Origin of the sequence: Rhizobium sp. AC44/96, from assembly GCF_001692185.1 — a bacterium.
GTDB lineage: Bacteria > Pseudomonadota > Alphaproteobacteria > Rhizobiales > Rhizobiaceae > Rhizobium.
The window spans coordinates 71925-94968 of record NZ_LXKO01000039.1; the positions used below are offsets into that span (position 1 = coordinate 71925).

Below are 23044 nucleotides of genomic sequence, written 5' to 3' on the forward strand. Positions count from 1 at the left end.
CTTTTCCGCCTCGTTCCGACACCATTGCCATTCCAGATTTGAAGCGAAACATCATGAGCGAACTTACCAGCCTGACCATTGCCGAAGCCCGCACCAAGCTGCGCGCCAAGGAGATCAAAGCGACCGAACTGACCGAGGCCTATATCTCGGCGATCGAGGCGGCCAACGACAAGCTCAACGCCTATATCAAGGTCACGCCCGAAAAGGCGCTGCAGATGGCCGAAGCCTCCGACGCCCGTCTTGCCGGCGGCAAGGGCGGCGAGCTTGAAGGCATTCCGCTCGGCATCAAGGATCTCTTCGCCACCGAAGGCATCCACACCCAGGCCTGCAGTCACATCCTGGACGGCTTCAAGCCGCATTACGAATCGACCGTCACGCAGAACCTTTGGGACGACGGCGCCGTCATGCTCGGCAAGCTGAACATGGACGAGTTCGCCATGGGGTCGTCCAACGAAACCTCGCATTACGGCGCGGTCATCAACCCGTGGCGTGCAGCCGGTTCCAACCAGCAGCTCGTTCCCGGCGGTTCCTCAGGTGGCTCGGCCGCTGCCGTGGCGGCACATCTTTGCGCCGGCGCAACCGCGACGGACACCGGCGGCTCGATCCGCCAGCCGGCTGCCTTCACCGGCACCGTCGGTATCAAGCCGACCTATGGACGCTGCTCGCGCTGGGGTACCGTTGCCTTCGCATCCTCGCTCGATCAGGCCGGCCCGATCGCCCGCGACGTGCGCGACGCTGCCATCCTTCTGCGGTCGATGGCGTCGGTCGATGCCAAGGATACGACCTCCGTCGACTTGCCGGTTCCGAACTATGAAGCCGCCCTCGGCCAGTCGCTGAAGGGCATGAAGATCGGTATCCCGAACGAATATCGCGTCGATGGCATGCCGGAAGAGATCGAAACGCTCTGGCAGCAGGGTATCGCCTGGCTGAAGGACGCCGGCGCCGAGATCGTCAACATCTCGCTGCCGCACACGAAGTATGCGCTGCCGGCCTACTACATCGTCGCTCCCGCCGAGGCCTCTTCGAACCTCGCCCGCTACGATGGCGTGCGCTACGGCCTGCGCGTCGACGGCAAGGACATTGCCGACATGTACGAGAAGACCCGTGCCGCCGGTTTCGGCAAGGAGGTCAAGCGCCGCATCATGATCGGCACCTACGTCCTGTCTGCGGGTTACTACGACGCCTACTACATCCAGGCGCAGAAGGTCCGCACGCTGATCAAGCGCGACTTCGATCTGGCTTTCCATGCCGGCGTCGACGCTATCCTGACGCCTGCGACCCCGTCTTCCGCCTTCGGCATCGCCGACGAGGATCTCGCATCCGATCCGGTCAAGATGTACCTGAACGACATCTTCACGGTCACGGTCAACATGGCCGGCCTGCCGGGCATCGCCGTTCCCGCCGGCCTCGACCACAAGGGTCTGCCGCTCGGCCTGCAGCTGATCGGCAAGCCGTTCGAAGAGGAAACCCTCTTCAAGACGGCGCATGTGATCGAACAGGCCGCCGGCCGCTTCACCCCCGCCAAGTGGTGGTAAGCGAGCGGAAAATCAGAGACATGACCTTCGCCGACCACACCCTGGTCGGCGAAGTCGGTTTTACGGCTTGGAAATCTGACGCATTTGGATGCGCGAAGCGGAGGAGGTGACCATGGCATCGCAGATTGCAGCGCTTGTTGAGGCTTTCGACCATCTGGCCGCCGCGGATTTTGCGATGGGAGCCGAGTGGAAGGCCGTGCACGACATCTGCCAGGCGCACGAAGGCGAACAGCCGTTCGATTGGGGCCACGCGCTCTGTCACCGCATCGAAGGTGACGAGTGGAACGCCGGCTATTGGTATCGGCAGGCGGGCAAGCCGGTTGCTGCCGGCTCTTTCGCCGACGAATGGGCTGCCATGCGCCCGGCATTGCTGAAATGAAAACGGCGCCCTTGAGGCGCCGTTTCCTGTTCATCGGTTGTCGAGTTGTGCTCTGACGAGCCTAAGTCCCCGCTCGGTGATACGATAGGGTTGGCCCGTCTGCGATCTGATCGCCTTCAGCCGCTTCAGCTTGCGGAAGAGGTCGATGTCGAAGCCGGGGTAGATCCAGCCGTCGCGGGTGAAGCAACTGACGGTCTCGAGCTTTCTTCTGTCGTCGCGTTTGATTTCGATGCGGCCACCTTGGGCCAACAGGTGCAGGATGCGCTGCTCCGTGCGTGAAATGTCCATGGAAATGTTGATCCGGTCTTGCGCCTGAAACGGCGCACAAAAACGATCTGACGTCCGGGGCGGACGTCAGGGCTTCGTTTTTTTCGGGCCCATGCGCACAAGAAAACTTGCGGGCAGGGCCTTTACCGGGTCTCTGATGACGAGCTCAACATGGGGATTTGATAGTCGGCCGTTTTTTCCGCGTCAAGCGTTCCGTCCGCGGCACTGTACAGGATAAGATCAGCTCTAGGTGATGCAAGGCTTTGAAACGGCCCGATTCGGTGTTTTACTTTTGTTGCCAGCGCGGAGGTTTGCTTGATCCATATTCGCAATGCCCATGAGGGAGAAGCAGAGCTTCTAAGCGAGATTGGGCTGCGAGCTTGGCAGAAGGTGATGGCGCCCATCGGCGAAGCGGATGCGATGGCGTCTGCTGCACGCAACGCTTTTCTGAATTTTGCGCAGACCCGTTGGCTGACGATCACCGTCGTCGAGTGGAACGGCCATGTTGCGGGCTGGGCCGCCCGCGAGGACCTGGACGAGAACATTTCCGACTTTTGGATCGATCCTTCCTTCACCGGCCACGGCTTGGGTTCCGCACTTCTCGCTTCGGTAGAGAAGGAGGTCGCGGAGCAGGGGCTGGACAAGGTCATGATGCAGACGCACGCCGAAAACGCCGAGGCGATCGGCTTTTTCAAGAAGCATGACTACGTCATTCACTGGCTTTCCATTGCCTATAATCCGAAGCTGGACCGCGATGTACCATCCGTCGGCCTGTCGAAATCGCTCACAACGGAAGGCGACGGCGCCTACGGCGGCTTCTAGAACAGGCCAAGCATCCTGCCGGCGACGCCCGAAATGATCGCAAGGACGATCAGGAGGTGAAGCATCGCAATGGCCATCAGAAGCGACCGGAAAGGCTCCTTGCGCGTCTTGTGACGCAGCAGCTGTTGTGCGGTTATCGCGCCGGGTGTGCCCGCAAGCAATGCGAATGTCAGCAGCGTCTTCTCGCTGATCCGCCGTTGGTCGCGACGTGCTGCCTGTTTATCCACGAAGTAGGCTGCGAACACGAAGGCATTCCACGCCGCAAACACTGCGATTAATTTCATGATCTCGGGTGATGGCATTGGCGGACTGTATCGGGCTTGCGGTTAACAACCAAAAAATCCCCCGCGGCGTCGATGCGGGCACGCGCAACGTGCTGAAAGCCTTGCACCGGAAAGCCATTTCCTTTACCTCACCACTTGAAAAGAACAGCTTTAAAAAGAGCATCTCATGACCCTTGTCGACGTTCGCACGCCTGATCCGAAACGCTTCATTCCCGGCGCCACTGGCGATTGGGAAGTCATCATCGGCATGGAAGTCCATGCGCAGGTGTTGTCCAATTCGAAGCTGTTCTCCGGCGCGTCGACCGAATTCGGCAAGCCGCAGAATTCCAACGTGTCGCTCGTCGATGCCGCCATGCCCGGCATGCTGCCTGTCATCAACGAGGAGTGCGTTCGCCAGGCAGTTCGTACCGGCCTCGGGCTGAAGGCGCAGATCAACAACCGCTCGATCTTCGACCGCAAGAACTACTTCTATCCCGACCTGCCGCAGGGCTATCAGATCTCGCAGTTCAAGGATCCGATCGTCGGCGAAGGCAAGATCGTGATCTCGCTCGGACCGGACCGTCAGGGCCAGTTCGAGGATATCGAGATCGGCATCGAGCGCCTGCACCTGGAACAGGACGCCGGCAAGTCGCTGCACGACCAGCACGCCACTATGTCCTATGTCGACCTGAACCGTTCGGGCGTCGCCCTGATGGAAATCGTCTCCAAGCCTGACATGCGCTCGTCGGACGAGGCTAAGGCCTATATGACCAAGCTGCGCTCCATCGTGCGCTATCTCGGTACCTGCGACGGCAACATGGACGAAGGCTCCATGCGCGCCGACGTCAACGTGTCCGTGCGCCGCCCAGGTGAAGGCTTCGGCACGCGCTGCGAAATCAAGAACGTCAACTCGATCAGGTTCATCGGCCAGGCGATCGAATACGAAGCCCGTCGCCAGATTGGCATTCTGGAGGAAGGCGGCACGATCGACCAGGAAACTCGTCTCTTCGACCCCAACAAGGGCGAGACGCGTTCCATGCGTTCGAAGGAAGATGCGCACGATTATCGCTACTTCCCAGATCCGGACCTGTTGCCGCTCGAATTCGACGACGCCTTCGTCAAGGCTCTTGCAGCCGATCTGCCGGAACTGCCCGACGACAAGAAGGAGCGCTTCGTGCGCGAGCTCGGCCTGTCGGTCTACGACGCATCGGTGCTCGTCTCCGAAAAGGCGATCGCCGACTACTTCGAGGCCGTGGCGGAAGGACGCGACGGGAAGATGGCCGCCAACTGGGTCATCAACGACCTGCTGGGCGCGCTGAATAGGATCGGCAAGGATATTGAGACGACCCCGGTTTCTCCGGCCCAGCTCGGCGGGATCATCGATCTCATCAAGGCCGAAACCATCTCCGGCAAGATCGCCAAGGATGTCTTCGAAATCGTGCTTGCCGAAGGCGGCGACCCGGCGGAGATCGTCGAATCCCGCGGCATGAAGCAGGTCACGGATACCGGCGCCATCGAGGCGGCTGTCGATGAGATCATCGCTGCCAATCCCGATCAGGTCGCCAAGGTTCAGGCGAAGCCCGCTCTCGCCGGCTGGTTCGTCGGCCAAGTGATGAAGTCGACGGGCGGTAAGGCCAATCCGCAGGCCGTTCAGGCTCTCGTCAAGGCGAAGCTCGGCATCGAGGAGTAAGGCCCGTGTACTTCGTGCGCACCGCCAGCGAACGTGATCTCGACAAGGTTCGCGTTCTGCTGGTCGAAGCGTTTCGCTCGGCTTATGCCGGGTTCTACGGCGAGGCGAAGGTGAGCGAACTTGTAGCCCACCTTTTCTCGCCGGCGGCGCTGCAGGCGCGGCTGGTGAAGAAGAACGCCGAGTTTCTCGTCGCCGACAACGGAAAGCATATCGGCGGCGTCGGCTATGCCGCGATGTCGGACGAGATGACGAAGACGGTCATGCTGCATTTGCTATATGTTCAGCCGGCTCTTCATCGGCAGGGTATCGGCCGCGAGATTTTCGCGGAGCTCGAGACCTGCTTTCCGGACGCTGAGATCATGCGTTTGGAAGTCGAGCCGCGAAACGAGACGGCAATCGCATTCTATCGAGCGCACGGATTTGCCGATGCCGGTCGCAACGAAAACAATGGCCCCGGTCAATCCGGAATCGCGACATTGATTCTGGAAAAGCCACTCGAAGCCCATTGATGCCGCCCCTATGACGACCATTCAGACCACCGTCCGGGAAGCCCGGAAAGACGACCTTTCGGCGCTGATCGCGATGTTTGCCGCAGACGACATGGGTGGACACGGCGACACCGTGGCTGCCGAGGCCCTTCCTGATTATCTCAGGGCTTTCGAGATCATCGCTGCATCGCCCGATCAGACCTTGTTCGTCTGCGAGCGTGCGGGAGAAGTGGTCGGCACTTTTCAGACGATGATCGGGACGTCGCTCACCGGCCGCGGTTCGTCCGCGATGATCATCGAGGCGGTCCAGACGCGCGCCGACATGCGCGGCCAGGGGATCGGTGCACTCATGATCGAATGGGCGATCGCGGAGGCAAAAGGTCGCGGTATCAGGCTCGTTCAATTGACATCGAACGCCAAGCGCAGGGATGCGCACCGCTTCTATGAACGCCTCGGCTTCAAACCCTCGCATCTAGGCTTCAAGATGGCTCTTAAATGACCAGCTGTGGCTCTGGAATCACTGGACAATCACGCCTCCTGACGGCATAAGCGTTGGATCGAATTCTGGTCCCGCTCGCCCCTTTGGCAAGCTCAAGGAAAAGACATGAAGAATCTCCTCCTGCAAATCTTCACCTGGTGGAACGGTCAGACGATCGGGACGCGTTTCGCGACCTGGCGTTTCGGCAAGCGCGTCGGCCAGGATGAATTGGGCAATGTATATTACGAAGGCGGGATGTCTTCATACGGTCTGCCGAAGCGCTGGGTGATCTACAAGGGTTATGCCGAAGCCTCCGCAATTCCTCCGGGCTGGCATGGCTGGATGCATCACCGCACCAATACGCCGCCGTCGCAGGAAAACTACGTCGCCAAGGAATGGCAGAAGCCGCATCGCGCAAACCCGACCGGTTCGTCGCAGGCTTACCGCCCGCCGGGCTCCCTCGTCGTTCCGGGCGAGCGTCCGCGCGTCACCGGCGACTACGATGCATGGACGCCAGGCAACTGAGCAGTCCGTTCGGCTCGGCTTTTGGCCACAATTGACCTTTACCCGCAGGTGGCCGCAGAGACTGCGGCCTTTGATTTTGAATTGCGGCGGAGACAGGTAGATATGAAGCTTTTCATGCGGAAAGACGTGCTGCGTGTCGCCGGCTTGGCCCTGGCGCTTGGTACGTCCTTCCTGCCGCAGGCGGCATCTGCCGCTCGCATCGAAAACGCTGTCGCCGTTTTCTCTGGCCTCGACAAGATCACGGGCCGCATCACCACCTTCGATGTTTACGTGAATGAGACGGTGCAGTTCGGTGCGCTGCAGGTAACGCCGAAGGCATGCTATTCTCGCGATCAGGCTGAAGCACAGAAGATCGACGGCTTCGTCGAAGTCGACGAAATCACCCTGGACCGCAAGATTCGCCGTATCTTCACCGGCTGGATGTTTGCCGACAGCCCCGGCCTCAACGCCGTCGAGCATCCGATCTATGACGTCTGGCTGAAGGATTGCAAGGCAACCTCCGACGTGCCGGCGCCAGAAGCGCCCAAGTAATTTCCTGAAAGTCTAGCGGAAATCAGAATTCCAGATGCCGCGATTCCATCGCGGCCGAGAGCATGTGCGCGTATTCGTCTTTCGGAACGTCGATCGCGCCGAAGGTCTTGAGATGTTCTGTCGTGAATTGCGTGTCGAGGAGGGTAAAGCCTTTCTCGCACAACCGGTTCACGAGGTTTACCAGGCAGATCTTGGAGGCGTTCGTCCTGCGTGAGAACATGCTTTCGCCGAAGAAGGCCGAACCGAGCGAAACGCCGTAGAGCCCGCCCACCAATTCGTCTCCATCCCAGGCCTCGACAGAGTGGGCATGGCCCATCTGGTGCAGTGTGGAATAGAGCCGCTTGATCGTGTCGTTGATCCAGGTGCTCGGCCGGTCCGTCGTCTCGGCGGCACAGGCGGCAATCACCGCGTCGAAATCGTGGTTGAAACGGATGTCGAACGGCTTTTGGCGAACCGTTTTCGCGAGACTTTTGGAAACATGGAATTCATCGAGCGGCAAGACGCCGCGAAGGTCGGGCTCGACCCAGAAGATTTCCGGATCGTCTGCCGACTCGGCCATCGGGAAAAGCCCGATGGAATAGGCGCGCAGGAGTATTTCCGGGGTTATGCCTGGAGACTTCCTGCGCGATCCTGCCATCACATGTTACGCGGGCTTGCTGTTGGCCAGATAATTTTCCAGCCAGTGGATGTCATAGTCGCCGTTCGCGATGTCCTGGTTGTCGACCAGATCCTGGAACAGCGGCAGCGTCGTCTTGATCCCGTCGACGACGAATTCGTCGAGCGCGCGGCGCAGGCGCATCATGCACTCGACGCGGGTGCGTCCGAACACGATGAGCTTGCCGATCAGGCTGTCGTAGTAAGGCGGGATCTTGTAGCCCTGATAAGCTCCCGAATCGATACGAACGCCCAGGCCGCCAGGGGCGTGGAAGTGCGTGATCGTGCCGGGCGAGGGCACGAAGGTGCGTGCGTCTTCGGCGTTGATGCGGCATTCGATGGCATGGCCATGGAAGTGCACTTCATCCTGCGTCACGGACAGGCCGCGGCCGGAAGCGACGCGGATCTGCTCGTGCACGAGGTCAATGCCGGTGATGGCTTCGGTGATCGGATGCTCCACCTGCAGGCGGGTGTTCATTTCGATGAAATAGAACTCGCCGTTTTCGTAGAGGAATTCGATCGTGCCGGCGCCACGATACTTCAGCTTCTTCATGGCGTCGGCGCAGACCTGGCCGATCTTCATGCGCTGCTCGACATTGAGAGCTGGGGAGTTTGCTTCTTCCCAGACCTTCTGGTGGCGGCGCTGCAGCGAGCAGTCGCGTTCACCGAGATGGATCGCATTGCCTTCGCCGTCGCCGAACACCTGAATTTCGATGTGGCGCGGCTTGCCGAGGTACTTTTCCATGTAGACGGCTTCGTTGCCGAAAGCGGCTGCTGCTTCGGTACGGGCCGTGGACCAGGCTTCGATCAGGTCGTCGGCGGACTTTGCCACCTTCATCCCGCGTCCACCGCCGCCGGCGGTTGCCTTGATCAGAACCGGATAACCGATTTCGGCGGCTGTCTTCAGCGCGTCTTCTTCGGTCTTCACTTCGCCGTCCGAACCCGGAACGACGGGAATGCCGAGTTCCTGCGCGGTCGTCTTGGCAGTGATCTTGTCACCCATCACCCGGATATGATCAGCGGTCGGGCCGATGAACGTGATGCCGTGTGCTTCAAGAATATCGGCGAACTTGGCGTTCTCCGACAGGAAGCCGTAGCCCGGATGGACCGCGTCGGCGCCGGTAATCTCACAGGCCGCGACGATCTGATGGATGTTCAGATAGCTGTCGCGCGAAGGCGGCGGGCCGATACAGACGCTTTCGTCGGCAAGGCGCACATGCATCGCATCGGCGTCAGCCGTGGAGTGAACCGCCACGCAGGGAATGCCGAGCTCCTTGCATGCGCGAAGCACGCGAAGGGCGATTTCCCCGCGATTGGCTATGAGGATTTTCGAGACCATGACGCCCGCCTTATTCGACGACTACGAGAGCTTGGCCGTATTCGACGGGGCTGCCGTCCTCGACGAGAATTTCAGTGACCTTGCCCGACTTCGGCGCAGGGATCTGGTTCATGGTCTTCATCGCTTCAATGATGAGGAGCGTCTGACCTTCCTTGACCGTCGCACCGATTTCGATGAAGGCGCGTGCGCCCGGAGCCGGTGCCATGTAGGCGGTGCCGACCATCGGCGCGCTCACGGTGTTGGCCGGGTTGCGGGCCGGTGCTGCAGCGGCAGCCGGAGCAGCAGCAAGTGCCGCGGGGGCAGCCGCAGGCGCGGCGTAGGCCGGTGCCGCGATCGGCGCCTGGACATACTGCGTGTTGCCAGCGCGCGAAACGCGGATGCGGAGATCTTCCTGTTCGACTTCGATTTCAGTCAGATCCGTGTCGTTGAGGATGTTTGCCAGATCGCGGATCAGCGCCTGATCGATACCGTTTTTCTTCTCAGCCATGAGTGTTTGCCCTGTCTTCTTTTTATGCCGTCAGATTCTTCAGCGCGTTGAGCGCCAAGATATAGCTATATGGCCCGAAGCCGCAGATGACGCCCTTTACAGCAGGCGCGATCATCGACTTGTGGCGGAATTCTTCCCGCGCGTGAACGTTGGAGATATGGAGCTCTACAACCGGAATGGAAATAGCGCGGATCGCATCGTGAAGCGCAACGGAGGTGTGCGTGTAGGCGCCGGCATTGATTGCCACGCCAATTGCATTGTCGTTGGCCTCGTGAAGCCAATCGACGAGCGTGCCTTCGTGATTGCTCTGACGGAAATCAATCTCGACACCAAGCTCTCGCCCGGCGGCCTTGCAATCCGTCTCGATGTCCAGAAGGGTCTTGCCGCCGTAGATGCCCGGCTCTCTTTTGCCCAGCATGTTCAGGTTGGGGCCGTTCAGGACCAATATTGTTTGCGTCATCGAATGTTCCATCAAAGGTGCGAGGGGAACCTATAGACTCACCAAGGGCCTAATGAAAGCCCTTTGGAAAAGCCAGCCGGAATCGCTCCATGTTTGTCCACATGGCTGAAACGCTTCGATTTTGGCGATTTGATGAGCGACGCCTCAGCAGCTCGTCTTGCCGCAGCTGCGCATGTTCTTCACCTTGGCTTCAAGGTCGTCGAAACCGACGGCACCCTGGACCAGTTCGTTGCCGATCACATAGGAGGGCGTACCGGTAATGCCGAGGCTCTGCGCGAGCTGGTAGGTCTCCTGCACGGACTTCTCGCTGGAGCTTTTCGCCATCTCCGCACGGATCTGCTTTTCGCTGACGCCGAGCGACTGAGCGACCTCGATTGCGCTGGCCTCGTCGGCGCGGCCGTCGCTGCCCAGGAGCGCGATGTGGAACTGGCTGTATTTTTCGGGCGCTAGCTTGCGGAAAGCATCGGAAACCTTGTGGGCTGCAACTGACTCCGGTCCGAGGATCGGGAATTCCTTGAGCACGAAGCGAACGTTCTTGTCCTTCTCCAGCATGCTCTGCATGTCGGCAAGTGCATGGCGGCAGTAACCGCAGTTGTAATCGAAGAACTCGACGATGGTGACGTCGCCCTTCGGGTTGCCGATCGTCATGTCATATTTTGCGTCGAAGATCGTCGATTTGTTGTCGGAGATGGCCGCATTGGCTTTGACCAGTCGTGCCGCGTCCTGCTTCTTCTGCAGCGCATCCTGCACATCAAGCATGATCTCCGGGTTCTCGATGAGATATTGCTTGATGAACTCGCCGAACTCCTTCTTCTGCGCATCGTCGAGAGCTGCGGCCGGGTAGGCGGCTGCGACGGAGGCGGTCAGCGCCAGCGCGGTGAAGATTTTTGGGAGAAGGGCCATTATATCCTCGTTCTTGGAAGCTATGTGCGTCGTTCCGGTCACCGGATACCATTGCCCGGTTAACAAGGTAGAGACGCGAAGCGGCAAATTACGGTGCCTCCCGCTGTCTTTAAACAGGAATTTTAGCATCCGTGCGTCAATCGCGGGATTGTGATGAGCGGATTAATGCGGCAATTGTCGGGCCGCGAGCAACGCCAAGAGAGAAGCGAACGTGTTTTCCATTTCCAAACGCAGCGAAGTCGAGCCGTTTCATGCCATGGATGTTCTGGCGGAAGCGACAAAGCGGCGTGCCAGCGGTCACCCTGTCGTCTCCATGGCGGTCGGGCAGCCATCACACCCCGCACCGCAGGCTGCGCTGGAGGCGACACGGGCAGCGTTGAAGGAAGGCAAGATCGGGTACACCGATGCGCTTGGCATTGCGCGCCTCAAGCACGCTCTTGCATGGCACTATCGCGACCGGCACGGGTTGGAGATCGATCCGGCCAGGATCGCGATTACGACCGGGTCGTCGGCGGGGTTCAATCTGGCGTTTCTGTCGCTGTTCGACGCTGGCGATGCGGTAGCGATCGCGCGGCCCGGTTACCCTGCCTACCGGAATATCCTCGGAGCGCTCGGCCTCAAGGTGGTGGAGGTGCCCGTCACGGCAGAGACGCATTTTACGCTGACGCCGGAAAGTCTCGAAGCTGCCCAGGCGGAGAGTGGCGTGCGGCTCAAGGGCGTGCTGCTGGCGAGCCCCGCAAACCCGACAGGCACGGTTACCGGTCGTGAAGGGCTGAAGGCGCTTGCCGACTATTGCGCGGCAAGCTCGATAGCCTTCATTTCCGACGAGATCTATCACGGCCTCACATTCGCCGGCGAAGAAACCAGCGCGCTCGAGCTCACCGACGAAGCGATCGTCATCAACTCCTTCTCCAAATACTATTGCATGACCGGCTGGCGCATCGGCTGGATGGTGCTGCCGGACCGGCTCGTTCGGCCGATCGAACGTGTCGCGCAGAGCCTCTACATATCGCCGCCGGAGCTTTCCCAGATTGCCGCAGCGGCAGCGCTTGGCGCCGGCGCCGAGCTGGATGTCTACAAGAAGAGCTATGCCGCCAATCGGGAGTTCCTGATGCGCCGGCTGCCGGAAATCGGCCTTTCCATCGCGTCGCCGATGGATGGTGCGTTTTACGCGTATGTTGACGTCACGCGCTTCACCAATGACAGCATGGCTTTCGCTCGACGGATGCTGGCGGAGATCGATGTCGCCGCGACGCCGGGCCTCGATTTCGATCCCCTGGAGGGCAACAGGTCGATGCGCATGTCGTATGCGGGCTCTGAGGCGGAGATTGTCGAGGCGGTCGAACGGATCGCAGGCTGGTTGAAGTAAAGAGTCTTCTTTCAACGAGCTGCGGCCGTTTCCGGAATCATTTTCTTAGCTTGCCGAGCTTAGGTTCAGGCCCGGCAATTCTCCCGGTCCAGCTGTGATACGAGCGCGAACAGCGTTTCCGATACTGGCGTCGGTACCGCCGCTACTCGGCCGAGCACGACGACCATTCCGACGAGCGGCACGATCTCTAGCGCCTTGCCGCCAAGCAGGTCCTGCAGCATCGAGGTCCGCACCGGGCCGATCTGCCGGGCCTGTTCCAGGCGTTGCTCGACCGACATGCCGACATTGGCTCCAAGCGCTTCGCCGACCGCTTTGACTTCCTTCATCACCTTGCCGATCTGCGCGCGAAGGGCGTCGTCCGCCATCATCTCCGACATCAGCGAACGCGTCAGGGCGCTGATCGGGTTGAATGATGCGTTACCCATCAGCTTGCTCCAGATGTCGTCGCGGATGCGCTGCGATAGCCGAACGCCAATGTTCGACCGCACAAACAGCGACTCGATGTCCTTCAGATCCGCGCTGAGTTCGCCCGATGGCTCGCCGAGAATGAAATACCCCTCATTGCTCAGTCTGATTTCTCCAGGCTGGCTGACTTCAGCGCCTTGATGGGCGACGCAGCCGACGATGCGCTGTGGCCCGACCAGCTTCCACAGCTTTCCACCCGGATCGAGTTCCTGGAACTGGCGCTCGGCATGGAGGCTGCCTTCACGGTGGAAGTACCACCAGGGGATGCCATTAAGGATCATCAGGACACGGGTTCCATCCTTGAGCAGGTGCGCCATGCCCTCTGCGGCCGGTCCTAGCTGGTGACCCTTGAGGCCCGTGATGACCAGATCCTGCTTCGGGAGGGTTGAAGGATCGTTGGTCGCGATCACCTGCGCCGTCACCGGGACTTCTGCGCCTGCAGTGAAAAGTGTCAGTCCCTTGCGCTGGATTGCGTCGAGGTGGCTTCCGCGCGCAACGACGGACACGGTGATCTCGCTACCGTGCGAGGCAGCGAGCTTCGCCGCCAGGGCCCCACCGAGCGCACCCGCTCCGAAAACGCAGATATTCTTGATGGACATGAAGCAGGCTCTCCGCGATCGTTGACCGCGTAGACATAGGTCATCGAGCCGGGAAGGCGAATGATATTTTGGTGCAACCGGGCGAACTCAATGCTCGCGCGGCAGAAGTTCGTTGCGGCGAAGTTCATCGATTGCCGCGACGGCGTCCTCGGCGGACCATCCCGCGCGAATTGCAGCCGCAATCATCCTGACTTCCGCTTCGGCCTCGATCTGGAGGAAGAGCGGTTCGAGAGCCTCCTGGGCTGTGAGAATATGGTCATAGGGAGGGGCTATGGACTGTCGGGAGGCTGGCATAGGCATCGCGGCGATTCTCCTCTCTCTGTCAGGCATGATTCATTGCAATGCGCGAAGTGCAAAAAAGGTTCCGGATAAACTTTGGAAAAAGCGGGATCTTGTTCTTTCGCCCCGGCTCTGCCTTCTTGCGCACCTAGGTTAATGCTCGATTCGGTCCCCCGACATGAGGCGGAGCCGGCAGGAAAAGCGCACGAAGGAGATTGCGATGACGAACGCCAAGAACGGGATTTCCGAAATGCGGCCGAGAATTACGGTGATCGGCGTCGGTGGCGGTGGCGGCAATGCCATCAACAACATGATCTCGGAAAGCCTGGAAGGCGTGGAATTCATCGCCGCAAACACGGACGCGCAGGTACTGGCGACCTCGAAGGCGTCGCGCCGTATTCAGCTCGGCGCACACGTGACCGAGGGCCTCGGAGCCGGTTCGCTGCCGGAGGTTGGGCGCGCCGCGGCAGAAGAGTCGATCGACGAGATCATGGATCACCTTGCCGGCTCGCATATGTGCTTCGTAACCGCGGGCATGGGCGGCGGCACCGGCACGGGTGCTGCACCTGTAATCGCGCAGGCTGCGCGCAACGCCGGTATCCTGACGGTCGGCGTCGTCACCAAGCCCTTCACCTTTGAAGGCAACCGCCGCATGAAGACGGCCGATGTCGGCATCGAGGCGCTACGCCAGGCTGCCGATACGGTTATCGTCATTCCGAACCAGAACCTCTTCCGCATTGCCGACGCCAAGACGACATTTGCCGATGCCTTCATGACCGCCGATCGTGTGCTTTATGCCGGCGTCGGTTGCATCACCGACCTGATCGTCAAGGAAGGCCTGATCAACCTCGATTTCGCTGACGTGAAATCGGTCATGCGCGGTATGGGGCGTGCGATGATGGGCACCGGCGAGGCCTCGGGCGAGGAGCGCGCGATGAAGGCAGCCGAGGCTGCAATTGCCAACCCGCTGCTCGACGACATCTCGATGAAGGGCGCGAAGGGCGTGCTGATTTCGATCTCCGGCGGCTCAGACATGACGCTGTTCGAAGTCGACGAAGCTGCAAGCCGTATCCGCGACGAGGTCCAGGACGACGCAGATATCGTTGTCGGCGCTATCTTCGATCGCAATCTCGACGGCAAGTTCCGTGTCTCGGTCGTGGCCACCGGCCTCGATGGCGCACAGACCGGTACGGCGGTTCAGACGGGTGCAGTCCCAGGACAGGACTTCGCGCCTCGCACGCTGCAATAAGCTCTGATTGACGACGTCTTCCAAGACCGCGCGCTCTGCCGAACGCGCGGTCTTTTTGCGTTTGGCCAACCTCTTGTCGATCTTCTGGAAATCGGTTGTGTCCGCCCTAGATCCGTGGGTGCTCCCTTCCGCCCGTATAAGGCGCTCCCGACACATCAGGAAGATCCCATGTCCCAAGACGCTTCCCCAGTTTGGTTCATCACCGGCTGTTCCACCGGCTTTGGCCGGGAACTCGCAACGCTCACCATCGCTCGTGGCTGGCCAACGGTCGTGACCGCCCGCGACAAGGCGCGCGTCGCCGATCTCGTGGCTGGCCATGAAGAAAATGCGCTGGCGGTCGATCTCGACGTCACCGATCCCACTCAGGTGACGGCTGCCGCAAAGGCGGCGCAGGATCGGTTCGGCCGCATCGACGTGCTGGTCAACAATGCCGGATACGGCTACCAGTCGACCATCGAGGAGGCGGACGACAAGGAAATCCGCGATCAGTTCGAAGCCAATGTCTTCGGGCTGTTTTCCATGACGCGAGCCGTCCTGCCGGGCATGCGCGCGCGCCGCCGCGGGCACATTATCAACATAACCTCCGTTGCCGGCTTCATCGGATTTCCGGGCTCCGGCTACTACGCAGCGAGCAAGCATGCTGTCGAAGGCTTTTCGGACGCGCTCTACGCCGAAGGAAAGCCGCTCGGCATCAAGGTCACGTGCGTCGAACCCGGACCGTTCCGGACCGATTGGGCTGGTCGCTCGCTGCGTCAGACGAAGAGCAGGATCGCCGACTATGCCGAGACAGGTGGCTCCCGCATGCAGCAGACTGCGGAATATAGCGGCAGACAAGCAGGAGACCCCGTGCGCGCCGCTCAGGCGATGATCCGCATCACCGAAGTCGACAATCCGCCGCGGCACCTGGTGCTGGGGGAACTCGGCTACAACAACGTCACGAACAAGTTGCGCGAGCGGCTCGCGCTGATCGAGGAGTGGCGGGAGACGAGCCTCGGGGCAGACTTCCCGAAGGCCTAGGTGGTGCCCATACTGTCGGTCGTTTGATCACTGTTTGGGATATGAAAGATTATCGCGGAGGGACGCCTATGACGATCATCTCACGGATTCTTGGATGGCTGCTGATCCTCGTCGGCTTGCTCTGGATCGGGCAGGGGACCGGCTATTTCCCGTATCCCGCAGAGAGCTTCATGATTGCCCAGACCAAATGGGCCTATTGGGGAGTTGTCGCCGTGGTCGCCGGTCTTGCCGTCCTGATCATAGTGAGGAATACCCGAAGAAGGCGGCATTGAAGAAATGGAAAAGGGTCGGAGACCGGTTTCGATCTGCGACCCTTTTGAATGGCCCGCCGGCATGAGCCGACGATAGGCGATTGGCAATCTCAGGCTCGGCGCGAGCGCGCCTCGGAGGCATCGGGTAGTGTTCCATCAGGTGCGCGCAGGCCGCGATGCTTGCTTGCGAAAACCCATTCGACATTGCCCGGTTCAAAAGGGCGCCGCGGGTTGCGAAGCGCCATACGGCGCTCTGAGAGGCTGCGGGGAAGGGTATCGATCATGTCGTTGACGAAGGTATCAAAGCACTCTTTCCATCGCGGCGCGACGGAGACGTCGACGCCCCCGTAACGATGAAAATCGGGATGCTTCCGGGAATAGCACGCGCCGATCATCCAGGCGTGCTGCTGCTTGAGAAAACGTTCTTTGATTGTCATTCGTAGTCTTTTTCATTCCTTGGCGTGATCGACGACATCGGCTTCGGGGCGGTCGCCTCCGTTCGACCGTTCCGTTGTCCACGTGCCGTCCGCACGCTGATATTTAATGTCGGCAAGCTGGCCAGCGAGCGCATATCGCTCTGCGGCTTGTGTGGCCGCTGCCAGTGCATCTTCGCGAGTTGGGATTTTTGCCGCCCAGACGTTGCTCAGGCCACAGCCCGGGCGCCATCAGTTCGGTGACGCGGTAGGTAATCGACATCGATCATTCCTTCAAGAACTTTTCGCAGGAATTTGCGTGGAGGTTTCATCCGGATTGAAACGCTGGGATGCAGCTCGCGCGATGCGTGTTCACTGCCGCTTTGGCCTGTGCGAGGCTGGATTCCACGTTGCGTCTGATCTTGCGCAAGTGCGGAACGCTCCATACGCTCGGAGCGTTGATGGAATCATTCAACGCCTCGCAATAGGAACCCCATGCGCGCTCAGTCGAAGCCGTTCGTCGTCGAAGTCAAAAACTCCCGCCGCCAGGAGCGCCGCCAGTCCGCGTCGATCTGGGGAAATCTGGATCTCGCGGCCGTTGCCGAAGAGGTCGCGGAAGAATTGCCGCAGCCAGACGCTGCGCCTGCCGAAGAGACCGACGTACGCTAATCAACGGAAGCGGCAGACGGGAAGCTCACTCCGTCTGCCTTCTCTGGTCCAGATTCTGCAGGCCTTGCCCCTTGGCGGAAGCCAGGCCGCCGGTCGTAGAGACCTTAATCCAGGAAAAACTCCAGGAGATCGGCGTTGATGACGTCGGGATGCGTCGTGCACATGCCGTGCGGCAGGCCGGCATAGGTCTTGAGCGTGCCGTGCTTCAGCAGCTTGACCGAAAGCGGCGCGGAATCGGCATAGGGAACGATCTGGTCGTCATCCCCGTGCATGACGAGCGTCGGCACTGTGATGTTCTTCAGATCCTCGGTGAAGTCAGTCTCGGAGAAGGCCTTGATGCAATCATAGTGCGCCTTGGCGGCGCCCATCATGCCCTGCCGCCACCAGTTCTCGATGATACCCTGGCTGACCTTGGCGCCTGGGCGATTGAACCCGTAGAACGGGCCTGCCGGCACATCGAGGAAGAACTGGGCGCGATTGGCGACGAGTGCTGCACGGAAGCCGTCGAAAACCTCGAGCGGCAGACCGCCCGGGTTCTTGTCCGATTTCACCATGATCGGCGGCACGGCGCCGATCAGCACGGCCTTTGCGACGCGTCCGGGCTTGGCGCGCGCGACATAGTGGGCAACTTCGCCGCCGCCGGTCGAGTGGCCGACATGGATGGCGTTCTTGAGATCGAGCGCGTCGGTAAGGGCTGCAACGTCGGCGGCATAGGTGTCCATCTCGTTGCCCTGCCATGTCTGGCTCGAACGCCCATGGCCGCGCCGGTCATGGGCGATCACGCGGTAGCCCTTGTTCAGAAAGAACATCATCTGCGCATCCCAGTCGTCGGCACTGAGCGGCCAGCCGTGATGGAAGACGATCGGCTGTGCGTTGGCCGCACCCCAGTCCTTGTAGAAAATCTCAGTTCCGTCGGCGGTCTTGATGAATGGCATGGCAACGTTCCCTCTTGTGACTGTGATTTGCGTTCATGGCATCGATGGCATGCGAGCGTCCGGCCTGCGCCAATATCGTGACGCATCCCGGCCGGACCTGGCTCGCCCGCGCTGCCGTCCTACGTCATCATCATGACGTGGCGTTAGCGGCGCTTCGGGCCAACGGTAATGTGATGCAAATCATCAAGAAGGGAAGATGCCGTCTTGGAGAATGACGGCACAAACAGTAACGTCGCGGCGCCGACCTCCGCGAATGCTCAGTGCCACCGGCGGAACGATCCGCAAACGACCAACCCGCGAATGGACAATGTCGTTGGAGTCAGGCATCAGGAGGTCGGCGCGCTGGTCGCACCAACCTCCTGATTGGGCCTTAGGCGTCAGGCAGGATTGCAGGTCATGCCATTGCGTCTTGCGTTGTCGATGCAGTCGCTGCGGTTGGAGTAGCCTTGCGACGATGCCCCGACGATGCGGCCGTTCGAAGCGGTGCGCCGCCAGCGCCAGCCATCCGTTCCGCTATAGACTTCCCACCTATCCCCATTGGTTGCGACGCAGCTTGCCATGCTTCCCTCCATTTTCGTGCGAATAGGGGAATGGCTAAGCGATTCGCAGGCACGCCTCCACGAACTGACTGCAACTCATGGTGATGGCGTGGGTTGAGGCGGTTGTGCTGGGTCTATGTGGCAGGCAAAACGCAAAAGAGCGGCCAAACGGCCGCTCTTTCCGTATTTCAGCTTGATGTTGATCCGACATTTCCTGTCGGATCTGTTTCGTCAGCTCCGATCAACTGCAGCCGCTGGTGCTGCCGCATGTGTCGCACTTCTCGCAGGTGCCGTTGCGCACCATCGTGAAGTTCTGGCACTCGGAGCACATGTTGCCCGTGTAGCCCTGCATGATCGAGCGCGCCCGGCGTTCGGATTCAAGCTTCTTGGCTTCCGTCTTGGCCGAAGCGGCGTCGGCGGCGGCCTTGTCGGAGAAGAGGGCGGTTGCCTGCTGCTGGCTCTCGGTGACGACTTCCTCGATCACTTCCTCGGCGATCTCTTCGGCCAGTTCCCTGGCGCGCTCCTCGTAGTCGCGCTTGAAGGCGACGATTTCGGAGGTGGAGATAGCCGTCGTCGTTTCGATCTTGCGGGCGGCTGCACCTGCAAACGAGGTGACCGTCGCGGTCGAGGATGCGCGGGCAGGAGCGGCCGTTGCCGAGCCCTTGGGCTCGCCGGATGCCTGGCGTTCGCTGTTCGAAACGATCGTCGGCTTGTAGCCGCGGGTCCAGCCGGTCGAGACGAGGTTCGTCTTACCTTCCTGGATGCCCTTGCCGAGCGCCGTGTTCGAGAAGTCCGACGTATCGACATGCGCCAGGTCGTGGCGGCCGAGATAGGAGACGGCCAGTTCGCGGAACACGTAGTCGAGGATCGACGTGGCGTTCTTGATCGCGTCGTTGCCGATGACGATGCCTGCCGGCTCGAACTTGGTGAAGGTGAAGGCCTCCACATATTCCTCGAGCGGCACGCCGTACTGCAGACCCAGCGAGATGGCGATGGCGAAGTTGTTCATCATCGCACGGAAGGCCGCACCTTCCTTGTGCATGTCGATGAAGATCTCGCCGATGCGACCGTCACCGAATTCGCCGGTGCGCAGGTACACCTTGTGTCCGCCGACGGCGGCCTTCTGGGTGTAGCCCTGGCGGCGGTTCGGCAGCTTCTCGCGTTCGCGGGTAACGCGCTCGACCACACGCTCGATGATCTTTTCGGTGATGGTGACGGCCTGGGCGGCGACCGGCTGCTGCAGCAGATCGTCCAGTGCGTCCTCATCGCTTTCGTCTTCGATCAACGAGGCGTTCAGCGGCTGCGACAGCTTGGAGCCGTCGCGATAGAGAGCGTTTGCCTTCAGGCCGAGCTTCCAGGAGAGCATGTATGCGCTCTTGCAATCGTCGACCGTCGCGTCGTTCGGCATGTTGATCGTCTTGGAGATCGCACCCGAGATGAACGGCTGGGCAGCAGCCATCATGCGGATGTGGCTGTCGACCGAGAGGTAACGCTTGCCGATCTTGCCGCACGGATTGGCGCAATCGAAGACGGCGAGGTGTTCGTTCTTCAGGAATGGTGCGCCTTCCAGCGTCATCGCGCCGCAGACGTGAACGTTGGCAGCCTCGATGTCCTTCTTCGAGAAACCGAGGTGCTCGAGCAGGTTGAAGCCCATGTCGCCGAGCTGTTCGTCGGTGACACCAAGCGTGCCCTTCAGGAAGTCGGCGCCGAGTGTCCACTGGTTGAAGACGAACTTGATGTCGAAGGCCGACTTCAGCGCGGCGTTGACGGCTTCCACCTTCTCGTCGGTGAAGCCCTTGGCCTTCAGCGAGCCGGGGTTGATTGCCGGTGCCTGGTTCAAGTTGCCGTGGCCGACAGCATAAGCTTCGATCTCGGCGATCTGGCTCTCGGAGTAGCCGAGCGTGCGCAGCGCTTCCGGAACGGCGCGGTTGATGATCTTGAAGTAGCCGCCGCCGGCGAGCTTCTTGAATTTCACCAGTGCGAAGTCAGGCTCGATGCCGGTCGTGTCGCAATCCATGACGAGGCCGATCGTGCCTGTCGGCGCGATGACGGTTGCCTGGGCGTTGCGGTAGCCGTGCTTTTCGCCGAGCTCGAGAGCCTTGTCCCAGGCGCTCTTGGCGTGAGCCGCCAGATCCTGGTCCGGGTTCTCGGAGTGGATGAGCGCGACCGGGTTGATCGACAGGCCTTCATAGCCTGAGGTCTCGCCGTAAGCGGCGCGGCGGTGGTTGCGGATGACGCGCAGCATGTTCTCGCGGTTCGGCGCGAACATCGGGAACGGTCCGAGCTCGGAGGCAATCTCGGCCGAGGTGGCGTAGGAGATGCCGGTCATGATCGCGGTCAGCGAGCCTGCGATGGCGCGGGCTTCGTCGCTGTCATAGGGAATGCCCGACGACATCAGCAGGCCGCCGATGTTGGCGTAGCCGAGGCCGATCGTGCGGTATTCGTAGGAGAGCTCGGCAATCCGCTTCGACGGGAACTGCGCCATCATCACGGAGATTTCGAGAACGACGCTCCAGAGGCGAACAGCATGCTCGTAGTCGCCGATGTTGATGCGCTTGGTAGCCGCATCCTTGAACTGCATGAGGTTCAGCGAGGCAAGGTTGCAGGCCGTGTCGTCCAGGAACATGTATTCCGAGCACGGGTTCGACGCGCGGATCGGGCCGGCAGCCGGGCTGGTGTGCCAGTCGTTCATCGTCGTGTTGAAGTGCAGGCCCGGATCGGCCGATGCCCATGCGGCATAGGAGATCGATTCCCACAGGTCGCGTGCCTTCAGCGTCTTCATGACCTTGCCGTCCTTGCGGGCGGTCAGGTTCCAGTCGCCGTCGTTTTCGACAGCGCGCAGGAAGTCGTCCTTGATCGAGACCGAGTTGTTGGAGTTCTGGCCCGAAACCGTCAGGTAGGCTTCCGAATCCCAGTCGGTATCGTAGGTCTTGAACTCGAGGTCCTTGTAGCCCTGGCGAGCGAACTGGATGACGCGGCCGATGTAGTTTTCCGGAACCTGGTCCTTCTTCGCAGCGCGGATTTCGCGCTTTAGGGCAGGGTTCTTGTTCGGGTCGAAGCAATCGCCGTTGTCGCCTTCGCAGTTGACGCAGGCCTTCATGATTGCCTTCAGGTGCTTGGCAACGACCTTGGAGCCGGTGACGAGGGCAGCGACCTTCTGCTCTTCCTTCACCTTCCAGTTGATATATTCTTCAATATCCGGGTGGTCGATATCGACAACCACCATCTTGGCCGCGCGGCGGGTGGTGCCGCCGGACTTGATCGCGCCCGCAGCCCGGTCGCCGATCTTCAGGAAGCTCATCAGACCCGACGAACGACCGCCGCCGGAAAGCTTTTCGCCTTCGCCACGGAGGTACGAGAAGTTCGAGCCGGTGCCGGAGCCGTACTTGAAGAGGCGGGCTTCGCGAACCCACAGGTCCATGATGCCGCCTTCGTTGACGAGGTCGTCTTCAACGGACTGGATGAAGCAGGCATGCGGCTGCGGATGTTCGTAAGCCGACTTCGACTTCGTCAGCTTGCCGGTGAAGGGGTCGACATAGAAGTGGCCCTGGCCGGGGCCGTCGATGCCGTAGGCCCAATGCATGCCGGTGTTGAACCACTGCGGCGAGTTCGGGGCAACGCGCTGGGTGGCAAGCATATAGGCAAGTTCGTCGCGGAATGCGCGCGCGTCTTCCTCGGAAGAGAAATAGCCGCCCTTCCAGCCCCAGTAGGTCCAGGTGCCGGCAAGACGGTCAAAGACCTGGCGCGCATCGGTTTCGGAGCCGTACTGCTGATCCTTCGGGAGTTCCTTCAGGGCAGCCTCATCGGCAACCGAGCGCCACAGGAAGGAAGGAACGTCGTTTTCCTCAACCTTCTTCAGACGGGCAGGGACACCGGCCTTGCGGAAATACTTCTGCGCCAGAATGTCGGCGGCAACCTGCGAAAACTGCGCAGGAACGTCGATGTTTTCGAGGCGGAATACGATCGAACCGTCCGGGTTCTTGATCTCGCTGGTCGCCTTGCGGAATTCAATAGCCGCGTAAGCGCCCTGATCTGCCTTCGTAAATCGGCGTTCTATGCGCATTTGCCTTAACCTCTAGCTCGCGCGCCCCGTCCCCGTTGACCAAGGCGCAAGTTTCCACGTCCGGCTACGCCGGGAAGAGCGCAGCCAGTTCTCGTTTCCGTACCGTCACAGGAGTGTCATCCGGAGATGTCTTTCCTGTATCTTGTGGTGATGGTGGCTGCAAACACTAAATATAGTATTAACAGCTTATTATCGCCAGCCCCGGATGTTGTTTTTTGGAGATCAAAAATCGCACACGAAGCCCCTCATGGCCGGCATCCTTCATGGATGCAAAGCCCTGATTCTACGCTCGATTTTTGATGAGAACCGGCCTCGTTACTTCCGGTTCGGCAGCCGCCGCAACATCGAATGTCATTAAGTTGAAAAGAGGCGATT

Annotated in this window: 27 protein-coding genes; 14 read left to right on the forward strand and 13 right to left on the reverse strand. The window is 60.5% G+C overall.

The window, feature by feature from the left end; all coding sequences use genetic code 11:
- Positions 1-53 precede the first annotated feature (53 nt).
- Together gatA and A6U87_RS25760 are read left to right on the forward strand one after the other, a co-directional pair.
- Entirely contained in the window at positions 54-1535 is a 1482-nt protein-coding gene (gene gatA, locus A6U87_RS25755) for an Asp-tRNA(Asn)/Glu-tRNA(Gln) amidotransferase subunit GatA (RefSeq protein WP_065694168.1), read from the forward strand.
- Between the two features lie 112 nt (positions 1536-1647).
- Positions 1648-1914, forward strand: coding sequence for a hypothetical protein (locus A6U87_RS25760; protein ID WP_065694367.1), 267 nt, complete (start codon positions 1648-1650; stop codon positions 1912-1914).
- 30 nt (positions 1915-1944) lie between these two features.
- On the opposite strand, the gene A6U87_RS25765 is transcribed toward A6U87_RS25760, so the two are convergent.
- Positions 1945-2202, reverse strand: a complete 258-nt coding sequence (locus A6U87_RS25765) for a YjhX family toxin (protein WP_065694169.1) — start codon at positions 2200-2202, stop codon at positions 1945-1947.
- Between the two features lie 294 nt (positions 2203-2496).
- Between A6U87_RS25765 and A6U87_RS25770 the strand changes: the two genes are divergently transcribed.
- Positions 2497-3003, forward strand: a complete 507-nt coding sequence (locus A6U87_RS25770) for a GNAT family N-acetyltransferase (RefSeq protein ID WP_065694170.1) — start codon at positions 2497-2499, stop codon at positions 3001-3003.
- Here A6U87_RS25770 and A6U87_RS25775 read toward each other — a convergent pair.
- The gene (locus A6U87_RS25775) at positions 3000-3305 is read right to left on the reverse strand and encodes a DUF1294 domain-containing protein (protein ID WP_065694171.1); all 306 of its coding nucleotides are present in this window, start codon (positions 3303-3305) and stop codon (positions 3000-3002) included. The two genes, A6U87_RS25770 and A6U87_RS25775, sit on opposite strands and share 4 nt — an antisense overlap.
- On the opposite strand from A6U87_RS25775, the gene A6U87_RS29990 reads away from it, so the two are divergent.
- The 6 genes from A6U87_RS29990 (at position 3299) to A6U87_RS25800 (ending at position 6978) form a co-directional block, all read left to right on the forward strand.
- A complete protein-coding gene (locus A6U87_RS29990) occupies positions 3299-3457 on the forward strand; it encodes a hypothetical protein (protein ID WP_158007300.1) in 159 nt (52 codons plus the stop codon). The genes A6U87_RS25775 and A6U87_RS29990 overlap by 7 nt on opposite strands.
- On the forward strand, positions 3454-4956 hold the full coding sequence (gatB, locus tag A6U87_RS25780) for an Asp-tRNA(Asn)/Glu-tRNA(Gln) amidotransferase subunit GatB (protein WP_065694172.1): 1503 nt from the start codon (positions 3454-3456) through the stop codon (positions 4954-4956). The genes A6U87_RS29990 and gatB overlap by 4 nt, the downstream gene beginning before the upstream one ends.
- A 5-nt stretch (positions 4957-4961) precedes the next feature.
- Positions 4962-5465, forward strand: a complete 504-nt coding sequence (locus tag A6U87_RS25785) for a GNAT family N-acetyltransferase (protein ID WP_065694173.1) — start codon at positions 4962-4964, stop codon at positions 5463-5465.
- 10 nt (positions 5466-5475) lie between these two features.
- Complete coding sequence (locus tag A6U87_RS25790) at positions 5476-5943, forward strand: GNAT family N-acetyltransferase (RefSeq protein ID WP_065694174.1); 468 nt, start codon at positions 5476-5478, stop codon at positions 5941-5943.
- Positions 5944-6048: 105 nt separating this feature from the next.
- A complete protein-coding gene (locus A6U87_RS25795) occupies positions 6049-6447 on the forward strand; it encodes an NADH:ubiquinone oxidoreductase subunit NDUFA12 (protein WP_065694175.1) in 399 nt (132 codons plus the stop codon).
- 102 nt (positions 6448-6549) lie between these two features.
- On the forward strand, positions 6550-6978 hold the full coding sequence (locus A6U87_RS25800) for a DUF2155 domain-containing protein (protein ID WP_065694176.1): 429 nt from the start codon (positions 6550-6552) through the stop codon (positions 6976-6978).
- Between the two features lie 22 nt (positions 6979-7000).
- Here A6U87_RS25800 and aat read toward each other — a convergent pair whose 3' ends face one another.
- The 5 genes from aat to A6U87_RS25825 form a co-directional block, all read right to left on the reverse strand.
- On the reverse strand, positions 7001-7615 hold the full coding sequence (gene aat, locus A6U87_RS25805) for a leucyl/phenylalanyl-tRNA--protein transferase (protein WP_065694177.1): 615 nt from the start codon (positions 7613-7615) through the stop codon (positions 7001-7003).
- Positions 7616-7621: 6 nt separating this feature from the next.
- Positions 7622-8971, reverse strand: coding sequence for an acetyl-CoA carboxylase biotin carboxylase subunit (gene accC / locus A6U87_RS25810; protein ID WP_065694178.1), 1350 nt, complete (start codon positions 8969-8971; stop codon positions 7622-7624).
- 10 nt (positions 8972-8981) lie between these two features.
- Positions 8982-9458: an acetyl-CoA carboxylase biotin carboxyl carrier protein gene (gene accB, locus A6U87_RS25815; RefSeq protein ID WP_065694179.1), complete on the reverse strand. Its 477-nt coding sequence runs from the start codon at positions 9456-9458 to the stop codon at positions 8982-8984.
- Positions 9459-9480: 22 nt separating this feature from the next.
- A complete protein-coding gene (aroQ, locus tag A6U87_RS25820; protein ID WP_065694180.1) occupies positions 9481-9918 on the reverse strand; it encodes a type II 3-dehydroquinate dehydratase in 438 nt (145 codons plus the stop codon).
- Positions 9919-10062: 144 nt separating this feature from the next.
- Complete coding sequence (locus A6U87_RS25825) at positions 10063-10821, reverse strand: DsbA family protein (RefSeq protein ID WP_065694181.1); 759 nt, start codon at positions 10819-10821, stop codon at positions 10063-10065.
- Positions 10822-11032: 211 nt separating this feature from the next.
- Between A6U87_RS25825 and A6U87_RS25830 the strand changes: the two genes are divergently transcribed.
- Entirely contained in the window at positions 11033-12190 is a 1158-nt protein-coding gene (locus A6U87_RS25830; RefSeq protein ID WP_065694182.1) for a pyridoxal phosphate-dependent aminotransferase, read from the forward strand.
- Between the two features lie 65 nt (positions 12191-12255).
- On the opposite strand, the gene A6U87_RS25835 is transcribed toward A6U87_RS25830, so the two are convergent.
- Positions 12256-13254 carry a ketopantoate reductase family protein gene (locus A6U87_RS25835; protein ID WP_065694183.1) on the reverse strand — a complete coding sequence of 333 codons (999 nt, stop codon included), beginning with the start codon at positions 13252-13254 and terminating at the stop codon, positions 12256-12258.
- Between the two features lie 87 nt (positions 13255-13341).
- Entirely contained in the window at positions 13342-13554 is a 213-nt protein-coding gene (locus A6U87_RS25840) for a hypothetical protein (protein WP_065694184.1), read from the reverse strand.
- 199 nt (positions 13555-13753) lie between these two features.
- Here A6U87_RS25840 and ftsZ point away from each other — a divergent pair, with 199 nt between their 5' ends.
- The 3 genes from ftsZ (at position 13754) to A6U87_RS25855 (ending at position 16071) form a co-directional block, all read left to right on the forward strand.
- A complete protein-coding gene (ftsZ, locus tag A6U87_RS25845; protein ID WP_065694185.1) occupies positions 13754-14782 on the forward strand; it encodes a cell division protein FtsZ in 1029 nt (342 codons plus the stop codon).
- A gap of 168 nt (positions 14783-14950) precedes the next feature.
- Positions 14951-15799 (forward strand): oxidoreductase, encoded by an 849-nt coding sequence (locus A6U87_RS25850; RefSeq protein WP_065694186.1) that lies wholly within the window; start codon positions 14951-14953, stop codon positions 15797-15799.
- A gap of 68 nt (positions 15800-15867) precedes the next feature.
- Complete coding sequence (locus A6U87_RS25855; protein WP_065694187.1) at positions 15868-16071, forward strand: hypothetical protein; 204 nt, start codon at positions 15868-15870, stop codon at positions 16069-16071.
- Between the two features lie 89 nt (positions 16072-16160).
- On the opposite strand, the gene A6U87_RS25860 is transcribed toward A6U87_RS25855, so the two are convergent.
- Positions 16161-16487, reverse strand: coding sequence for a hypothetical protein (locus A6U87_RS25860; protein ID WP_065694188.1), 327 nt, complete (start codon positions 16485-16487; stop codon positions 16161-16163).
- A gap of 471 nt (positions 16488-16958) precedes the next feature.
- Here A6U87_RS25860 and A6U87_RS30260 point away from each other — a divergent pair, with 471 nt between their 5' ends.
- Positions 16959-17132 (forward strand): hypothetical protein, encoded by a 174-nt coding sequence (locus A6U87_RS30260; RefSeq protein ID WP_198928765.1) that lies wholly within the window; start codon positions 16959-16961, stop codon positions 17130-17132.
- A gap of 104 nt (positions 17133-17236) precedes the next feature.
- Here A6U87_RS30260 and A6U87_RS25865 read toward each other — a convergent pair whose 3' ends face one another.
- The 3 genes from A6U87_RS25865 to A6U87_RS25875 form a co-directional block, all read right to left on the reverse strand.
- Positions 17237-18067 (reverse strand): alpha/beta fold hydrolase, encoded by an 831-nt coding sequence (locus A6U87_RS25865; RefSeq protein ID WP_065694189.1) that lies wholly within the window; start codon positions 18065-18067, stop codon positions 17237-17239.
- Positions 18068-18444: 377 nt separating this feature from the next.
- The gene (locus tag A6U87_RS25870; protein WP_065694190.1) at positions 18445-18627 is read right to left on the reverse strand and encodes a DUF1508 domain-containing protein; all 183 of its coding nucleotides are present in this window, start codon (positions 18625-18627) and stop codon (positions 18445-18447) included.
- 220 nt (positions 18628-18847) lie between these two features.
- Positions 18848-22669 (reverse strand): vitamin B12-dependent ribonucleotide reductase, encoded by a 3822-nt coding sequence (locus A6U87_RS25875; RefSeq protein WP_065694191.1) that lies wholly within the window; start codon positions 22667-22669, stop codon positions 18848-18850.
- Between the last annotated feature and the right edge of the window lie 375 nt (positions 22670-23044).